Annotated in this window: 14 protein-coding genes; 11 read left to right on the top strand and 3 right to left on the bottom strand. The window is 42.8% G+C overall.

All coding sequences use genetic code 11. From position 1 onward, the window contains the following. The 5 genes from D8793_RS03150 (at position 1) to D8793_RS03130 (ending at position 6,642) form a co-directional block, all read left to right on the top strand. Positions 1 to 366, top strand: coding sequence for a VOC family protein (locus D8793_RS03150; RefSeq protein WP_125370550.1), 366 nt, complete (start codon positions 1 to 3; stop codon positions 364 to 366). 20 nt (positions 367 to 386) lie between these two features. Continuing rightward, positions 387 to 1,733: an asparagine--tRNA ligase gene (gene asnS / locus D8793_RS03145; RefSeq protein ID WP_125370549.1), complete on the top strand. Its 1,347-nt coding sequence runs from the start codon at positions 387 to 389 to the stop codon at positions 1,731 to 1,733. Between the two features lie 156 nt (positions 1,734 to 1,889). Further along, a complete protein-coding gene (locus tag D8793_RS03140; protein WP_125370548.1) occupies positions 1,890 to 3,077 on the top strand; it encodes an MFS transporter in 1,188 nt (395 codons plus the stop codon). 96 nt (positions 3,078 to 3,173) lie between these two features. Next, entirely contained in the window at positions 3,174 to 4,916 is a 1,743-nt protein-coding gene (locus tag D8793_RS03135) for an ABC transporter ATP-binding protein (protein WP_125370547.1), read from the top strand. Beyond that, positions 4,906 to 6,642: an ABC transporter ATP-binding protein gene (locus D8793_RS03130; protein ID WP_125370546.1), complete on the top strand. Its 1,737-nt coding sequence runs from the start codon at positions 4,906 to 4,908 to the stop codon at positions 6,640 to 6,642. The genes D8793_RS03135 and D8793_RS03130 overlap by 11 nt, the downstream gene beginning before the upstream one ends. A gap of 75 nt (positions 6,643 to 6,717) precedes the next feature. On the opposite strand, the gene D8793_RS03125 is transcribed toward D8793_RS03130, so the two are convergent. The 3 genes from D8793_RS03125 to D8793_RS03115 form a co-directional block, all read right to left on the bottom strand. Then, on the bottom strand, positions 6,718 to 8,244 hold the full coding sequence (locus tag D8793_RS03125) for an ATP-binding cassette domain-containing protein (RefSeq protein ID WP_125370545.1): 1,527 nt from the start codon (positions 8,242 to 8,244) through the stop codon (positions 6,718 to 6,720). 370 nt (positions 8,245 to 8,614) lie between these two features. Then, positions 8,615 to 9,355, bottom strand: coding sequence for an amino acid ABC transporter ATP-binding protein (locus D8793_RS03120; RefSeq protein ID WP_005590533.1), 741 nt, complete (start codon positions 9,353 to 9,355; stop codon positions 8,615 to 8,617). Continuing rightward, complete coding sequence (locus D8793_RS03115; RefSeq protein WP_125370544.1) at positions 9,355 to 11,529, bottom strand: ABC transporter substrate-binding protein/permease; 2,175 nt, start codon at positions 11,527 to 11,529, stop codon at positions 9,355 to 9,357. The genes D8793_RS03120 and D8793_RS03115 overlap by 1 nt, the downstream gene beginning before the upstream one ends. A 166-nt stretch (positions 11,530 to 11,695) precedes the next feature. On the opposite strand from D8793_RS03115, the gene D8793_RS03110 reads away from it, so the two are divergent. From D8793_RS03110 to D8793_RS03085, 6 genes are all read left to right on the top strand, one after another. Next, on the top strand, positions 11,696 to 12,622 hold the full coding sequence (locus D8793_RS03110; protein WP_125370543.1) for a CPBP family intramembrane glutamic endopeptidase: 927 nt from the start codon (positions 11,696 to 11,698) through the stop codon (positions 12,620 to 12,622). A gap of 159 nt (positions 12,623 to 12,781) precedes the next feature. Continuing rightward, positions 12,782 to 14,770, top strand: a complete 1,989-nt coding sequence (gene uvrB / locus D8793_RS03105; RefSeq protein ID WP_125370542.1) for an excinuclease ABC subunit UvrB — start codon at positions 12,782 to 12,784, stop codon at positions 14,768 to 14,770. A gap of 19 nt (positions 14,771 to 14,789) precedes the next feature. Beyond that, a complete protein-coding gene (locus tag D8793_RS03100) occupies positions 14,790 to 16,640 on the top strand; it encodes a DUF2971 domain-containing protein (protein WP_125386861.1) in 1,851 nt (616 codons plus the stop codon). Between the two features lie 41 nt (positions 16,641 to 16,681). Continuing rightward, complete coding sequence (locus D8793_RS03095; protein ID WP_125370541.1) at positions 16,682 to 17,227, top strand: DUF1697 domain-containing protein; 546 nt, start codon at positions 16,682 to 16,684, stop codon at positions 17,225 to 17,227. Positions 17,228 to 17,567: 340 nt separating this feature from the next. After that, entirely contained in the window at positions 17,568 to 17,702 is a 135-nt protein-coding gene (locus D8793_RS12380) for a hypothetical protein (RefSeq protein WP_371259083.1), read from the top strand. Between the two features lie 116 nt (positions 17,703 to 17,818). Next, positions 17,819 to 18,247 (top strand): hypothetical protein, encoded by a 429-nt coding sequence (locus tag D8793_RS03085; protein ID WP_260471074.1) that lies wholly within the window; start codon positions 17,819 to 17,821, stop codon positions 18,245 to 18,247. Positions 18,248 to 18,264 lie beyond the last annotated feature (17 nt).

Genomic DNA, 18,264 nt, shown 5'->3' with positions numbered 1-18,264 from the left:
ATGATTGATCATTTTGAAATTAAAGTAAAGGATTTACAGATTTCAAAAGACTTTTATACAAGCTTTCTTGCTCCTCTTAGCTACGAATTGGATTTTAGAACTGACTCTCTACTCAGTTTTGTTGCCCCCAATAGTCCTCATCCTGGTGGAGATTTTTGGTTAGGAAAGGGAGAGCAGTCTCCTATTCACTTTGCTTTTTTTGCAGAAAACCACGAGCAGGTTCGAACTTGCTACGAGGCGGGTTTGAAGGCAGGTGGAAAAGATAATGGTGCACCTGATTATCGGAGTGATCATCTACCTTATTATGCAGCTTTTATCCTAGACCCAGATGGAAATAATGTCGAAGTAGTCTGTCACAAAGAATAAAAATAGAAAAGAGAAAAAACGTGTCGAAGAAAAATGTAACAATTATTGATGTAAAAAATCATGTTGGTGAAGAAGTAACGATTGGTGCTTGGGTGGCCAACAAGTCAGGAAAAGGGAAAATCGCTTTCTTGCAGTTGCGTGATGGTTCTGCCTTTTTCCAAGGTGTAGCTTTCAAGCCTAACTTTATTGAGAAATTTGGCGAAGAAGTAGGACTTGAGAAGTTTGATACTATCAAACGCTTGAGCCAAGAAACGTCTGTTTATGTGACAGGGATTGTCAAAGAAGACGAGCGTTCAAAATTTGGCTACGAGCTGGATATCACAGATATCGAAATTATCGGTGAATCAAATGACTATCCAATCACGCCAAAAGAACACGGAACTGACTTCCTCATGGACAACCGTCACTTGTGGCTACGTTCTCGTAAGCAAGTGGCTATGATGCAAATCCGCAATGCCATTATCTACGCTACCTATGAATTCTTTGACAAGAATGGCTTTATGAAGTTTGACAGCCCAATCTTGTCAGGAAATGCGGCAGAGGACTCAACTGAGCTCTTTGAAACAGACTACTTTGGAACTCCAGCTTACTTGAGTCAATCTGGTCAGCTCTACCTCGAAGCGGGGGCTATGGCTCTGGGACGTGTTTATGACTTTGGTCCAGTATTCCGTGCAGAAAAATCAAAAACTCGCCGTCATTTGACAGAGTTCTGGATGATGGATGCGGAGTATAATTTTGTTACTCACGATGAGTCACTCGACTTGCAGGAAGCTTATGTCAAAGCCTTGATTCAAGGTGTTCTCGACCGTGCTCCTCAAGCTTTGGAAACATTGGAACGTGATACTGAGCTTTTGAAACGCTATATTGCTGAGCCTTTCAAGCGTGTTACCTACGATGAAGCGATTGACCTCTTGCAAGCGCATGAAAATGATGAAGATGCAGACTACGAACATCTTGAGCATGGCGATGACTTCGGTTCACCGCATGAAACATGGATTTCAAACCACTTTGGTGTACCAACCTTTGTCGTGAACTACCCAGCAGCCATCAAGGCTTTCTACATGAAGCCAGTTCCTGGAAATCCAGACCGTGTCCTTTGTGCAGACTTGCTTGCTCCAGAAGGCTACGGAGAAATCATCGGTGGCTCTATGCGTGAGGAAGACTACGATGCTCTTGTCGCTAAAATGGAGGAACTTGGTATGGATACGACAGAATATGAATTCTACCTAGATCTTCGTAAGTATGGATCTGTTCCACACGGTGGATTTGGTATCGGTATCGAGCGTATGGTAACCTTTGTAGCAGGTACCAAGCATATCCGTGAAGCTATTCCATTCCCACGTATGTTGCACCGTATTAAACCTTAAAACGATAAAAACGCCCTTGTGGCGTTTTTTCAACAATGAACTATGAAATAATCCAAATATAGAATTTTAGAGAAAGAAGAGGTGGTGGTCATGTAAACCACAGATTAACAAGTGATAAAGGATAGAAATTAGAAAACACTTGTTAAAGGAGAAACTATGTTTAAAAGAAGTTATCGGAAAAATATCGGCCTGATGGCAGGAGTAGAATTCTTTGCCTTTCTAGGCATTACTAGTTTTTGGATTTTATTTCTAACTCAAAACGGCATGTCCCTTTGGCAGATTGGGCTTTTGGAAAGTATTTTTCATGCGACTAGCGTTATTTGTGAAATTCCGTCTGGGATGTTGGCGGATCGCTTTTCCTACAAGACCAATCTTTATCTGAGCCGAATAGCTGGGATTGTGTCGTCCATTCTCATGTTGGCCGGGCAGGGGAACTTTTGGATCTATGCACTGGCCATGATGATCAGTGCTTGGTCCTATAATTTTGATTCGGGGACAAGTGCGGCTATGGTCTATGATTCGTCCGTAGAGGCGGGGCTCAAGGAACGTTATCTGTCCATCTCCAGCTTCATGTCTGGGGTAGCTGAAGCGACCCGGTCTTTGGGAACGGTCTGGGCTGGATTTTTTGTCCATGGACAACTGCATCTGACCTACTATATCATGATTGGCACCTCTGTCATCGTTCTTTTCTTGACTTGGATGCTGAAGGAGCCAAGTGTCAAAGCAGAAAAAGCAGAACGTCTGACTATGAAAAAGATTATTTGGGCTGTCAAAGAGGAGTTGCAGAGAAATCCCAGCCTTTTTATCTGGATGATTCTTTCCCAAATCATCGGAACGCTGATGTGTATGTTTTATTTTTACTATCAAAATCAATTGCCTGACTTAAAAGCTTGGCAAATTTCGGCGGTCATGCTGATTGGCAGTGCTTTGAATATCTTTGCGGTCTATCTGGCGAGTATGATTGGAAAGAAGTATTCAGCCTTGAAACTCTTTCCTTCAGTAGTTCTTCTAACTGGAGCAAGCTACCTGCTGTCCTATTTTGGAACACCAGTCATCTACATTTTGATTTATCTAATCAGCAACGCCTTGTATGCTCTTTTCCAGCCGATTTTTGACAATGATTTGCAAAAGCAGCTGCCAAGTGAAGTGCGGGCGACCATGCTTAGTGTCTATTCTATGATGTTCAGCCTGAGTATGATTGTCATTTTCCCTCTGACTGGCTGGTTGATTGATAATCTTGGCTTCGACTGGACGTTTATAACTTTGGGCGGATTCTTATTAGCAGCGACACCGTTTTTGCATATGGGTCTAAAGAAAATAAGCCAGAACTTACAAGAAATCTAATATCAATGTTCTCTTTCTGCTGGTCAGAAGGAGAATATTTTTTACCCTTTGAAAATTATGGTAAAATAGAAACAGTTTAATGGAGAAGTAGGCAGTATGAAAGATTTATTGAAATATTTCAAGGGCTATATCAGGGAGTCTTTGTTGGGGCCCTTGTTCAAGCTTTTGGAAGCTAGTTTTGAACTCTTGGTTCCGATTCTGATTGCGGGGATTGTGGACGAAACTATTCCTCGAAAGGACAGCTCCCATCTCTACTGGATGGTTTTTCTTTTGATGGGCTTGGCTGCGTTGGGCGTGGTGGTAGCAGTGGTGGCCCAGTATTATTCGTCAAAGGCGGCAGTGGGCTTTACCCGCCAGATGACAAGTGACCTCTATCAAAAGATTTTACGCTTGCCCAAGGCTAGTCGGGATGAGCTGACGACTTCTAGCTTGGTGACTCGGCTGACGAGCGACACCTATCAGATTCAGACGGGAATCAATCAATTTCTTCGTCTCTTTCTGCGGGCGCCTATCATCGTTTTTGGCTCCATCATCATGGCCTTTACTATCAGTCCGGTCATTACCTTGTGGTTCTTGCTCATGGTGGCAATTTTAACGGCTATTATCGTCTTCATGTCACGTCTGATGAATCCTCTCTACGCCAAGATTCGTCAGCTGACAGATCAGCTGGTCAATTTGACTCGTGAGCAGCTACAGGGCATGCGGGTTATACGAGCTTTCGGTCAGACCCAGCGTGAGGTTCAAACCTTTCGCAATCGCAACGAACTCTATAAAACCTGGCAAATCAGGACGGGAGCTCTGGCTAGTCTGATTAGTCCTCTGACCTTCCTCACAGTCAATGGTACTCTGATTGCTGTGATTTGGCAGGGGAATGATTTTATCGGCAAAGGGTTGCTGACCCAAGGGATGCTAGTGGCCTTGGTCAATTATTTATTGCAGATTTTGGTGGAATTGCTCAAGCTGGCTATGCTGGTCAACTCGCTCAATCAAAGCTATATCAGTGCTGGTCGTATCAGTCAAGTCTTCGAGCAAGCAGAAGAAGATGTCCTGCAGGAATTAGTGCAGGAAACAGCTCTGCCAGATCAAGCCATTAAAGTCCAGCAGGTTAGTTTTTCTTATCCAAATGCAGCTAGTCCTTCTTTGACTGGTCTGACTTTTGATTTGAAAAGAGGTCAGACTTTAGGTGTTATTGGTGGGACAGGTTCTGGTAAATCTACCTTAGTTCAGCTGCTGGCTCATCTCTATCCAGTTGCTGCTGGTCAGTTGACCATCTTTTCCCAAGGACGCAGTCCTAAAAATCTCAGAGAATGGCGGTCTTGGATTAGTCTGGTGCCTCAGAAGGCGGAGCTTTTCCAAGGAACTGTTCGCTCCAATCTGACTTTAGGATTGTCAAGCAAGCCAACAGACGCAGACTTGTGGCAGGCTTTAGAGATTGCTCAGGCAGCGGACTTTGTCTCTAAGAAGGAAGGTGGCTTGGATGCGACTGTAGAGGCCTTTGGTCGGAATTTTTCTGGCGGTCAGCGTCAGCGTTTAACCATCGCCAGAGCTGTCTTGCGGAGGGCGCCTTTCTTGGTTTTAGATGATGCAACCTCTGCTCTGGACTATCTGACAGAGGCCAGACTCCTGCAGGCTATTAAGAATGAATTGACAGAGACCAGTCTGGTCTTGATCTCTCAGCGGACCAATAGCTTGCGCTCAGCGGATCAAATTTTAGTCCTAGATAAGGGAGAACAGGTGGCTCTCGGTCGTCATGAGGAACTCTTAATCAGCTCTGCCATTTACCGAGAAATCCATCACTCACAGCATAGTCAAGGAGAGGAGGATAAGCATGAAGCATAAGACATCATCTAGCAGCTTGAGGCGCTTGACTCGAGATTTGCTGCAGTCGCGCTGGCTCTTTCTCCTAGCTAGTCTGGGAACGGTGGCTCAAGTGGCTCTGACTGTTCTTCTCCCAGTTTTAATCGGGAATGCGGTTGATAGCGTTCTTCTCCCTCAAGCGGAGCAGCATTTGATGCCGATTTTGGGCCAGATGCTGCTGGTTATTTTAGCCAATACGCTGATTCAGTGGCTCAATCCCTTGCTCTATAATCAGCTGGTCTATCGCTACAGTCAGCAGCTCCGTCAAGGCGTTATCAAGAAAGTACACTATCTGCCATTGGCCTATCTGGATCGGCAGGGAACTGGCGACTTGGTCAGTCGGGTGACGACGGACTTGGAGCAGCTCAGCAATGGCCTGCTCATGGTTTTCAATCAATTTTTTGTGGGTTTGCTAACCATCTTAGTCACAATTATTAGTATGGCCAGATTGGACTTTTTCCTCCTGCTTTTGGTTCTGCTTTTGACGCCCCTTTCTCTCTTCTTAGCTCGCTTTATTGCCAAAAAGAGTTTTAGCTTTTTCCAACGGCAGACGCAGGCGAGGGGAGCGCAGACCCAGCTGATTGAGGAAAGTCTGACCCAGGAAAGTCTAATCCAGGCATTTAATGCTCAGGAGCAGTTTGATACAGCTTTTACTCGCAGCAACCAAACCTATGCGGACTATTCTCAGGCGGCTATTTTCTATTCATCAACGGTCAATCCTTCGACTCGTTTTATCAATGCCCTGATTTATGCTTTGATTGTAGGCTTTGGGGCTGTCCGAATCATTCAGGGAACAGGCTTTACGGTTGGGCAGCTGGTGACCTTCCTCAACTACGTCAACCAGTACACCAAGCCTTTCAATGATATATCATCAGTCATGTCGGAATTGCAGAGCGCTTTAGCTTGTGCAGAGCGGATTTACAGCGTTTTGGACCAAGAAGAAATAGCAGAGTCTGGTCAGGAAATCCTCCAGTCTGAAGATGTCAAAGGACAGATTAGCTTTGAGCATGTGGCTTTTGGCTATGAGTCCGGCAAAGAGCTGATTCAGGATTTGAATATAAGGATTCCAGCAGCTAGTAAGGTTGCTATTGTCGGGCCAACTGGTGCTGGCAAGTCAACCCTGATCAATCTCCTCATGCGCTTTTACAATGTTGATAGTGGTCTTATTTCGCTAGACGGTATTCCCATCACGCATTACACTAGAGCCTCTTATCGTCAGCAGTTTGGTATGGTACTGCAGGAGACTTGGCTTAAGACGGCGACCATTCATGACAACATAGCTTTTGGTCGGCCAGATGCTAGCCGAGAAGAGGTCATTGCAGCTGCCAAGGCGGCCAATGCGCATTTCTTTATCCAGCAGCTGCCTCAGGGCTATGACACCTATCTGGCGGATGCTGGGGACTCCCTGTCTCAAGGTCAGCGGCAGCTTCTGACCATTGCGCGCGTCTTCCTAGCCGTCCCTAAAATCCTAATCTTGGATGAGGCGACTTCCTCCATCGATACTCGGACAGAAGTCTTGATTCAGGAGGCTTTCAACAAGCTCATGGTGGGACGGACTAGCTTTATCATCGCCCATCGCCTGTCCACTATTCAAAATGCTGACATCATCCTCGTCATGGTAGATGGTGATATCGTCGAACATGGTAATCACCAAGAGCTCATGGCAGCCAGAGGTGTTTATTACCAAATGCAGACGGCTCAGGAGTAGAAGGAGAGCTTTATTAAATCTCACAGATTGATGCTAAACAAAGCAAAAAGAGTTGGAAATTCCAACTCTTTTTGCTTATAATTTAACTTCTTTCAACCCTGTTTCTGTCAGTTTATAAATCTTCTGGCAGACTTCTTTGAGAACGATTCGGTCGTGGGAGACAGCGATAATAGCGCAAGGATAGGTCGCCAAAAGCTGGCGAACCTGAGGCTGAGAGGTGGGAGAGAAGTTGCGGGTTGGCTCGTCCAGCAGGAGGACATTGGGACGGTCTAGGACTAGTTTGAGCAGGAGGAGCTTGGCTTTTTGACCACCTGAAAGTTGCCCAATCGGGTGGCGGGCCTCATCGCGCGTGAACTGGAGACTGGCTAGATGCGTCAGGATTTTCTCTTCTAGAGCTTTGTCACCAGAGGGAGCTAGAAAGTCCAAGGGACTGCTCTCATCATTCAGCAAGTCGCCATAATGTTGGGGCATGTAGCCTACTCGCATATCTGTCCGCTCACGCAGGATCTTCCATATTTCCTTAAGCAGAGTAGACTTGCCTGCACCATTAGCACCAATCAGTCCGATTTTTTCCTGGCCGCAGACCTCCAGAGTCAGGTTCTCCGCCAGCTGTCGTCCGTCTGCTTCCAGTTTCATTCCTTCTAATTTCAGGATTCTTTTGGTCAATGGCAGAGCTTCTATGTCTGAGAAGTGAAGGCTGATGGCATCTTCCTGTGTTGGGATTTCGGTCATTTCAGCGCCCGCCTTTTCAAATCGTTTGCCCTGCGAGAGGACGTTTTTCATCTTCTTAGCTAGTAGTCGGCCTTGGACATCATTTTTGGTATTTCTCAAGGCATTCTCAACATTTTGCTTAACTTGTCGGTGTTTTTCCATAGTCTTAGCGTGTTCTTCTCGCTCTTTCCGTGCCAGTTGCCCCTGTTTTTCAAAGGCCTCCTGACGCTGATGGCGGTAATTTTCATAGTCCAGACTCTTGACGCTGGTTCTGGCCTCCTGTTTCTTTTTGATTCGCTCCAGATGAACAATCTTGGTCGCAGTTTGAGCGAGAAAGTGCTCGTCGTGAGAGACGAAAAGGACAGTTTGCTGACTGTGGCTGATAAAGCTTTCCAGCCAAGTCAGAGTTTCTAGATCAAGGTCATTAGAGGGCTCGTCAAGAAAGAGCATGTCCCAATCGCTGGCTAGTTTCTTGATGAGCTGGACCTTGAGTTTTTCTCCTCCAGATAGGCTAGAGAGCTGCTGCTGACTGGCAAAGCGCTGGCTGTCAAAGTTGAGCTCTCCAGCATAGCGGTAGAGCTTGGCATAGTCCAGTTCTGTCTCAAAATCAGCAAAGAAATAGTCATTGAGCGTCAGTTGGGCATCCTCTGAAGGCAGTTGCTGGGGCAGATAAACAGCAGCAGTATAGGACTTATCAATCTGTCCGCTGTAGCTGACATAGGGGCTGACCAGTCGCTCGTCTAGCAGGAGCTTGAGCAGGGTGGACTTGCCATTGCCCTCCTCACCGATAATAGCGACCTTGTCTCCTTGATTGACAGTCAGTGACAAATCTTTGACTAACTCTTTCAGGTCTTTTAGGTGGGTGATGGTTAGATTTCTTATTTGCAGCATAGATGTCTCCGTTATTTTTTAAAACAAAATACAGCCCTGCTTTATTTAGCAGAGCTGTTGAGATTGCACAAAGAAGACACAGGGGTGTCCAAATAGGGTCATTCGTTTGTAGGCTTCCAGATGGAACTGCCATAGGAGCGACAGGATTGATCTAAAGATAAGCAAATAGAAGTTTGAAAGCACAAAAAAACGAAAGTCCCGCGGATATGCAGAAACATGACAAAATCTACTAAATAAAGTTTCCTTTAAAAAATAGACTTAATTTTTCATGTCTCCGTGTACCTCCGAAATCATTCTACCTTTAGTCTAGCAAAAAGGGCAGCATAAGTCAATAAAAATCCTGAAAGATTACTTTCAGGATTCGTCATATTTATACGTTGAGTACCTTGTCCAAGAAATCCTTGAGACGTGGATGCTGAGGGTTATCGAAGATTTGGTCTGGTTTGCCGTCTTCTAGGAATTCACCGTCAGCAGTGAAGATGACGCGATTAGCAACCTGACGAGCAAAGCCCATTTCGTGAGTCACGATTAGCATGGTCATGCCTTGCTGAGCCAGATCCTTCATAACGTTGAGAACGTCACCAACCATTTCAGGGTCAAGGGCAGAAGTCGGTTCGTCAAAGAGCATAATGTCCGGGTTCATAGCCAATCCTCGAGCGATGGCCACCCGCTGTTTTTGTCCTCCTGACAAACTGTCTGGTTTGGCATCAGCCTTGTCTGCCAGCCCAACCTTCTCCAAGAGCTCCATACCAAGCTTGTCTGCATCAGCTTGGCTCATTCGCTTGTGCTCAACAGGAGCGAAGGTGATATTTTGCAGGACAGTCATGTGTGGGAAGAGGTTGAAGTGCTGGAACACCATTCCGATGTCTTCACGAACATGGTCCACGTTGGTAGCCTTATCTGTCAAATCATAACCGTTGACAGTAATGGTCCCACTGGTTACTTCTTCAAGCAGGTTTAGGCTGCGTAGGAAAGTTGATTTACCTGATCCAGAAGGACCAATGATACAAACAACATCTCCCTCATAAAACTTCGCACTAATCCCTTTTAGGACTTCATTTTCCCCATAGTATTTATGTAAATCATTAACATCAATTTTTAATTTAGCCATTAGTGAATCCTCTTTTCTAAGCGTTTAGCCAATCTTGTTAAGAGTGTGATGATGACCAAGTAAAGCACTGCTAGGATAGCATACATCTTGAAGCTCTGATAGTTACGGGCAATGATAATTTTACCTGTTTGGAAGAGTTCAACAAGTCCGATAGCTGATACGATAGTTGTATCCTTGAGAGCGATGACGAACTGGTTGACAAAGTTTGGTAGCATGATCTTGGTTGCTTGAGGCAGGATAATCTTGCGCATGGTCTTTCCGTACGAGATACCCAGACTTCGGCTAGCTTCCATCTGTCCGACTGGAACGGCTTGAATTCCTCCGCGAACAATCTCAGCGATATATGCACCAGCATTGAGGGACAGGGCAATGGTCCCTGCGACAAAGTCGTTAATCGGACTTTGGTGACCAGTCATAGATTCAATGAGGTTTGGAATTCCCCAGAAGATGAAGGCAGCCAGAATCATAAGTGGAATACCACGAATAACGTCAACAAAAATTTCTGAAATGATGCGAAGCGCTTTGATTGGGCTGACGCTGAACATCCCAAAGATAATCCCTATCACCATGGCAATCGCAAAGGAGATCAGTGCTAAAGCAATGGTAATTCCAAGTCCGCTCAACAGTTGTTTGTAGTTGTTTTGGAGAAGTCCCCAGATAGTTGTTTCATCAACGGTTGTGGAATTATCCTTCTCAGCTGAGAGATATTTATCAAGAATTTCTTGATATTTACCATTCGCTTTTAGATTAGCCAAACCATTATTGAACATCTCGATGAGCTCAGGGTTGGTGCCTGCTTTTACTGCAAAAGCAACTTCACCACTAGGGGTTCCTTCGATTGGCGTTTTCATTTTCTTGCCTTGATTGATGGCATATTTGACAACGGGCTCATCATCCATAATAGCAGCGACTGAGCCAGAATTCAGACTATCATACATAGAAGAACCGTCTGAAAAAGTTTTGATTTTGTAGCCGTATTTGCTTTGATTTTCGACGAGGAAGGTTTGAGAGGCTGTACCGTTCTTGACTCCGACGGTCTTTCCTTTCAAGTCTTCATAGGAGCTAATAGTGCTTGATTCTGTCACCGCAAGGATAGAGTTAGCAGTGTAGTATGGTTCAGAGAAATTAAAGGTTTCTTTGCGGGCCTCTGTCACAGACATCCCAGCAATCATCCCGTCAGCTTGACCAGATTGAACAGCATTGATGGCAGCGTCAAAGCCAGGGTTAGAGATTTCCAGTGTAAAACCTTGGTCTTCGGCAATGGCTTTGATCAAGTCCATATCAATACCAGTATATTGGTTGCTATCATTTTGGAAAACGAAAGGAGCAAAGGATGAGTCACTGGCAATCGTATATTTAGCTTTGACTGGAGTGGCTTTTTGTCCAGACTTGGTTGTCGTCTCTGGTACTGCTGAGTTGGTTGAAGTGCCAGAAGCGGCAGTCCACTTGGTGATGATGTCCTTCAAGGTGCCATCTTTTTTCATCTGAGCCAAGGCTTCGTTAAACTCCGTCACCAGATATTCGTATTTGCTGCCTTTTTTGACACCAAATGCGAAGCTACCAACGGCCTCACCCTTCATTGAGATTTTCAAATCTTGTCCTTGGCTGATTGCATACTCGATAACGGGTTGGTCATCCATGGCCGCATCAACCGCTCCGGCTGTTAGGCTGTTGTACATAAGGTCGCCTGTATCAAATGTTTTGATAGTAAAGCCGTATTTGTCCTTGATTTTTTCAAGGAAACGTTGTGCAGCTGTACCGTTTTTGACTCCGACAGTCTTTCCTTTGAGCTGATCGTAGGATTTTACTGTATTAGCCTTGGTCGTTGCGATGACAACTTTTGTGTCATAATATGTATCAGACATGGTAAAGACTTTTTCGCGTTCAGCAGTCTTGGTCATACCTGCCATAATGGCATCGGCCTGTCCTGCTTGAACGGCATTGACAGCAGCGTCAAAGCCAGGGAAGGACATTTCATATGCCCAGCCTTTGATTTCAGCAACTTTATTGATAATATCTACATCAATCCCTTTATAGGTTTGATCGGAATCTTTAAATTCAAATGGGGCATAAGCCGTGTCAGATACGATTTTGATGGTATCCGCATGAATAGTTGTTCCTAAGGCAAAGATAGGGAACAATGCTAGCAGAAAAGCTATGATTTTTTTCTTCATATTTTCTCTCCTTTGTTAGAATATTGTCTGATTATATCAGAAAAATTTGGAAAAGGCAAATATTTTCTATTTCGATGTTATATCTTCTGACATGATAACAAATATTGGCTCTTATGCTATTATGATAAAATATGCTATAATAGATAAATCAAGAAAGGAGATTTCTATGTTTAAATCACGCATGTTAGATAATGTGAAGCTGTCGCTCTATATTCCGCCGATTTGGTTAGCAATTCTTATCTCCATTGTCTTTATCCACGTAGGAGAAATCTTTGCAGGGATCATCATTGGAACTGTGCTTGCTATGGTAAATCCGACAGCTGACCAAGCAATAGTTATGGAAGTGTTCGGACATTATGGTATCTTTTTTCAGCTGGGTAGTTTTTTCTTTATGTCCTTACTTGTTTTTCTGTGGGTCAAGTTTATAGAAAAGAGACCGTTCTCCAGTCTGGGATTTTTTAAGAAAGGATGGCTGAAAGAACTGGGCAGAGGCTTCCTGATTGGGGCAGCACAATTTTCGCTCGTCGTCGCTTTGCTATTGCTAACGGGTACGGGAAGCCTAGAATTAGCAGAGCTAAGTTTAGAGCCAGTTCTCTTTATTCTTGCCTTGATTCCTTTCTGGATTCTCCAAGGTGGGACAGAAGAGCTAGTGACGCGTGGTTGGCTCTTTCCAGCAGTTAGTGCTAAGTCAAATATCTTCATTGGTATCTTGATTTCTAGTGCTCTATTCGGGGCACTGCACCTCTTTAACCCTGGTGTGACCGTTCTTTCCATTGTCACGATTATTTTGAATGGGATTTTTGCCTGCCTACTCATGATCAAGTATGATAATATGTGGGTCTTGGCTGGGATGCATGGCGCTTGGAATTTCGTCCAAGGAAATGTCTACGGCATTCAGGTTAGCGGGCAAGGAGCTAATGCCTCTGTCTTTAATTACACTTCTCAGACTTCCATTGACTGGTTGTCAGGTGGAGCTTTTGGTGCTGAAGGATCCATCTTTGCCACTATCGTCCTGATTTGCTGCATTGCCTATCTTTATTGGTCGCTCAAAAAAGAAAATCGCCTACCTCAGGCATTGATGTTTAAGAAATAAAGACATCGCTCAGCTCAGCTGGGCGATTTTTGATGCGAATGAATGATTAGAATGCAAGATTAGCCGTTCTTAGAGATGTAGCTACTAAACCAGAGCCAAACCCAGAGAAAATATGTCAAATATGGTAAAATGATAGAAGCACAAGTTGAGGAATAAAAGATGATAAACAGAATAACAGATAATAAATTTGAATTGGTTTCCAAGTACGAGCCTTCAGGTGACCAGCCCCAAGCTATCGAGCAGCTAGTGGACAATATCGAGGGGGGCGAGAAAGCCCAGATTCTCATGGGGGCGACTGGTACTGGTAAGACCTATACCATGAGTCAGGTTATCGCTCGGGTCAACAAGCCGACTCTGGTTATCGCCCATAATAAAACCCTGGCTGGCCAGCTTTATGGTGAGTTCAAGGAATTTTTCCCCAATAACGCGGTGGAATACTTTGTTTCCTACTATGATTACTACCAGCCTGAGGCCTATGTGCCTTCCAGCGATACTTATATTGAAAAGGATAGCTCGGTCAATGACGAGATTGATAAGCTCCGTCACTCAGCGACATCAGCTCTCTTGGAGCGCAACGATGTGATTGTCGTGGCTTCGGTCTCTTGTATCTATGGTTTGGGTTCGCCTAAGGAATACTCTGATAGCGTGGTAAGCCTGCGTCCTGGATTAGAGATTTCCCGTGACAAGTTGCTTAATGACTTGGTAGATATCCAGTTTGAGCGCAATGACATTGACTTTCAGCGTGGGAAATTCCGGGTTCGAGGCGATGTGGTGGAGATTTTCCCAGCTTCTCGGGATGAGCATGCCTTTCGGGTAGAGTTTTTCGGAGATGAGATTGACCGGATTCGTGAGGTTGAAGCCTTGACAGGTCGAGTCTTGGGTGAAGTGGACCATTTGGCCATCTTCCCAGCCACTCACTTCGTCACCAATGAAGACCACATGGAAGTAGCCATTGCCAAGATTCAGGCTGAGCTGGAGGAGCAGCTAGCTATCTTTGAGAAGGAAGGCAAGCTTCTGGAAGCCCAGCGCTTGAAGCAGCGCACGGAGTACGATATCGAAATGCTGCGTGAAATGGGCTATACAAACGGTGTTGAGAACTATTCCCGCCACATGGATGGTCGGAGTGAAGGAGAGCCGCCTTATACCCTTCTGGACTTTTTCCCTGATGATTTCTTGATTATGATTGATGAGAGTCATATGACCATGGGACAGATTCGCGGTATGTACAATGGTGACCGCTCTCGCAAGGAGATGCTGGTTAATTATGGTTTCCGCTTGCCGTCTGCCTTGGATAACCGCCCGCTGCGCCGAGAAGAATTTGAAAGCCATGTTCACCAGATTATCTATGTATCGGCTACGCCGGGTGACTATGAAAATGAGCAGACGGATACTGTTATTGAGCAGATTATCCGGCCGACAGGGCTTCTGGATCCAGAGGTGGAAGTTCGACCAACTATGGGGCAGATTGATGATCTTTTGGGTGAAATCAATGCTCGTGTTGAAAAGAATGAACGGACCTTTATCACGACTTTAACCAAAAAAATGGCAGAAGACTTAACTGACTATTTCAAGGAAATGGGTGTCAAGGTCAAGTACATGCACTCAGATATCAAGACCTTGGAGCGGACCGAGATTATCCGAGATCTGCGCTTGGGCGTCTTTGACGTTTTGGTTGGGATTAATCTATTACGCGAGGGAATTGACGTTCCTGAGGTTAGTCTGGTAGCAATTCTCGATGCAGACAAGGAAGGCTTCCTCCGCAATGAGCGTGGCCTGATCCAGACCATCGGACGGGCAGCCCGCAACAGCGAGGGGCATGTGATTATGTATGCCGACACTATGACCCAGTCCATGCAGCGAGCTATTGATGAAACTGCCCGCCGTCGGGCAATCCAGATGGCATATAATGAAGAGCATGGCATTGTACCGCAGACCATCAAGAAAGAAATCCGAGATCTGATCAGTGTGACCAAGGCAGCCCTGCCAGACAAGGAAGAAACTGTCGAAATCGAAAGCCTTAACAAGCAAGAACGCAAGGACATGATCAAGAAACTGGAAGGCCAAATGCAAGAAGCTGCCGGACTTCTGGACTTCGAGCTGGCGGCACAGATTCGCGATATGATTCTGGAAATAAAGGCGATGGATTGAAATTTTAGAAGGAGATAAAATGGAAGAGTTAAATTATTTTACAGGTAAATTTAATAAATCTGAATTAGTGAATCATTTTGATTCCTTGAATGAAGAAAAACTGAAATCCGAACTTGAAAACATTACTAATCAATATTTAAAGTTATCTGAAGAAGAACAATTAAAATATGCAAGCGATTTTCTGTATGTTTGTATGATGTTCGTTGAAGAAATTGATAAGAGTACTGCTAAAAAACTCTTAGTTACATTAAATAAAGTATTATTAGAAAATGNGCATGCATATAGTTGGTTTGAAAACTTTGAATATTTACATATTTTGTATAATTATTTATTTCTAACAAAAGAATACGAAGAATATTCTTTATTGTTCGAAAATGATAGTTATTTCTTTAAAATCCGTGATTTAATATTACAAGAAAATCTAGAGGATGGAAAAGAACTTATTTCGACCATACTTTCGGTTTTTGTTAGATTATTTGATCAGAATACTTTACCAGAAGAAAGAAGAAACTATTTTAAGAAGGAATTAGAATCATTCATTAGCTTTATATTTAAAGATAATGATTTTAAAGATAATGATTTTAAAGATAATGATTTTAAACACATTGTATATTGGTATTTTGAATTAGATAAGCTTGTTTCAATTTTTCAAAATGACCACTTGAAGATGATAAATGCCTATTTTATGGAGAATCCTCAATCTGAAGATGTTGATGACTACCTAGATTTTGTATCAAGGCATTTTGATGATGTAATTGAAGATTCAATAGAAGTTATTCGAAAGATAGCAGAAGAAAGTGATTCGGATATCATACGAAACCAAGCTATTAAGTTAATTGAGAAGTATGATAAAGATTATTTGAATGAGAAAAGTGATTTAGAATCAATCTCCTCGTTAGACGCTCAGCAACTTTTAGAACAAGCGGATAAGATTATATACTACATTCGCTCTAAATTAACTGTTGATGCAAATGAGTTGAAAGAAATTGGTTCCTTTGGACATTATACTAAGATTGACACTTTAACAAACTACCTCATAAAAGCCGACTGGAAGAATGACAATGATGACAATGATTCTAAAGTGAAATCTCCCTATTTACGACTTACTAATTTAAAACAGTTAAATGACCCAATGGAGGGAAGAGTAATATATGATTATTTAGGTATTGATAATACATTTTTCCAACAATACCAAACTTCCAATGTTTTTATATCTTCTCTAACCACTGTATCTGATAGTTTACCTATGTGGAAGGAGTATGCTGATTCCTCTCGGGGTGCCTTTCTTGAATACGATATGACTTATCTGGAAGATATAGTTGCTCATAAATCTATAGAGTTTGTTAAAGTTCATTATTTAGATTTAATGTCAGAGAATAAGGATGAAACAGATGTTGGTAAATCTCTTGATACTTTAAAACAGATATTTAAAAAATTGCAGGAACTTGAAGCTGAAAAAGAATTAATAGGTTTTGCTGAGAAATTAAAGAAGATTTCTTACCTTTTTAAAGTTAAAGATTATGAGTATGAGATGGAGTATCGTATTTTAATTAATTTAGATGATACAGCTATACAGAATATTATTAATAGAGATGATAATTTATCGTCAAATGAGAATTACCTGAAGAAGGAAGAAATTGGGTTAGAAATTTTTGATAAAGTTAATTATACTGATTTTAGGAAGTATATAGTTTTAAGTCCAAAACGCAATGGTAGATACGATTTATTTGTATACATCAATTTGCTACCGTTGAAATACTCAAAAGTAATATTGGGACCAAGAGTTACGGATCCAGACTATATAGCTCCATACTTGAAACTTGTTGATCCTGATATAGAGATAGAAAGTTCGAAAATTCCGTATCGTTAAAGAAAATAACTATTTTTAAAACATACAAATAAGGAGCACACATGCGTTATGCACTTTTACTCCGCGGCATTAATGTCGGAGGAAAAAACAAGGTTGTTATGGCTGATTTGAAGAAAGATTTAGCTGGTTTGGGTTTTGAAAATCCAGTTTCCTACATCAATAGTGGCAATCTTTTCTTTGATAGCAAAGAGCAGGAGGAGAGGATTCGGGAGATTTTGACGGATTATTTTAGTCGGTCTTATGATTTTTCTTTGCCTTTTGTCCTTGTCAGTTCTGCCATGCTTCAAAAAGAAACAGCAAATCTGCCTACTTGGTGGCAGGATGAGACAGCCTTTAGGAGAGATGTTCTCTTTTATCTGCCAGAGGTAGACAGGGAAAGCGTTCAAGAGCTAACAGGCGACTGGGCGAATGACAAGGAAAAGTTACATTTTGGGCAGACAGCTTTCTTTTATAGCAATGCTGACCAAGCGGACTATCTCAAGTCCAACTACCATAAGAAACTGCTCAAGTCTAGTTTTTATAAGCAACTGACTATCCGAAATGGCAAGACTTTCCAGAAGATTGTGGAGTTGGTTGGAAATGAGTGAGCTACATTTGGAAGAGACAAGGGAAGAAAAAGCGAAGCGCTGGAAGTTTTCTAAAGTTATTTGGCTAGTGCTCTATATCTTGTTGTTTATCTTTGTCTTGCTACATTTTAGCTTGAGTCCGTTTGGCTTGGCCTTTACGCCCCTGCTGTGGAACAATTGGCTTTTTCTTCTGTCAGTGGTCGTATTTTGTCACCTATGGTTTCTCTTTTTGAAAAAGAGAAAGTTTCGCTGGTTCCATCTCATCTGGGGGATTCTGAGTATACCTCTTGCATTGTTTATATGGTTTGCAATTTTCTTTCATTTCTCTATAGTCAAATCAGAAAATTCTGTCCCAATCAATATGGATTACGGGATAGAGGGGAGAGAAGTTATTTTACGAAAAGGCTATTTATTAGGTGAATATGATGAATACCATGATTTAGTCAATCCTTATATCATGAAAACCAAGGTCAATCGTGTTCGCTATATTGATTGATGCAGGTCTTGTCAATGGATCTAGCTCAAAAGCCCGTTCAAACAAGCTAGTAGAGGGAGGTATATGGATGTGAATAAAAATAGGAATGAGTGGATGTGGCTAGATAAAGTGAATATATGGCTCAAGTGCCATGGTTTTCTAGCTTGGTTATTGGATTTCTCCGTCCTTATGCTTTTGCAATGATTACGGGTATCCTAGTTTTTCAAATTCCCTTTCTTCCTACATATTTAAAGAGTAATTATGTTTTTCCTTTGTTTATAAATATTCTTGTTTTACTGTACTATGCCTATGGTTCTATCCTACGTGAAAATAGTGCAAGGAGGGTCACTTCTTTGAAAGACTTAGTCAATCCTCTCCTTTATATAAATCCTCTAGCTCTTTTGTTTCATTACTTTGGAGTGGAGAGCCGCCGTCATAGAACTATTTTGTTACCATTGCTTACTTTGGATCATCGCTATGTCTGGTTTCCAATTGCCACTTATATTATTTTCTTTCTGATAGCAGCAGTCATCACGATTGCAAGCAAAGGAAGTAAGAAAAAATAGAAAAGCCGCTTTATGTA

The organism is Streptococcus cristatus, from assembly GCF_003943465.1.
GTDB lineage: Bacteria > Bacillota > Bacilli > Lactobacillales > Streptococcaceae > Streptococcus > Streptococcus cristatus_C.
The sequence above is the reverse complement of the archived record's forward strand: the minus strand, read 5'-3'. Positions and strand labels throughout refer to the sequence as shown.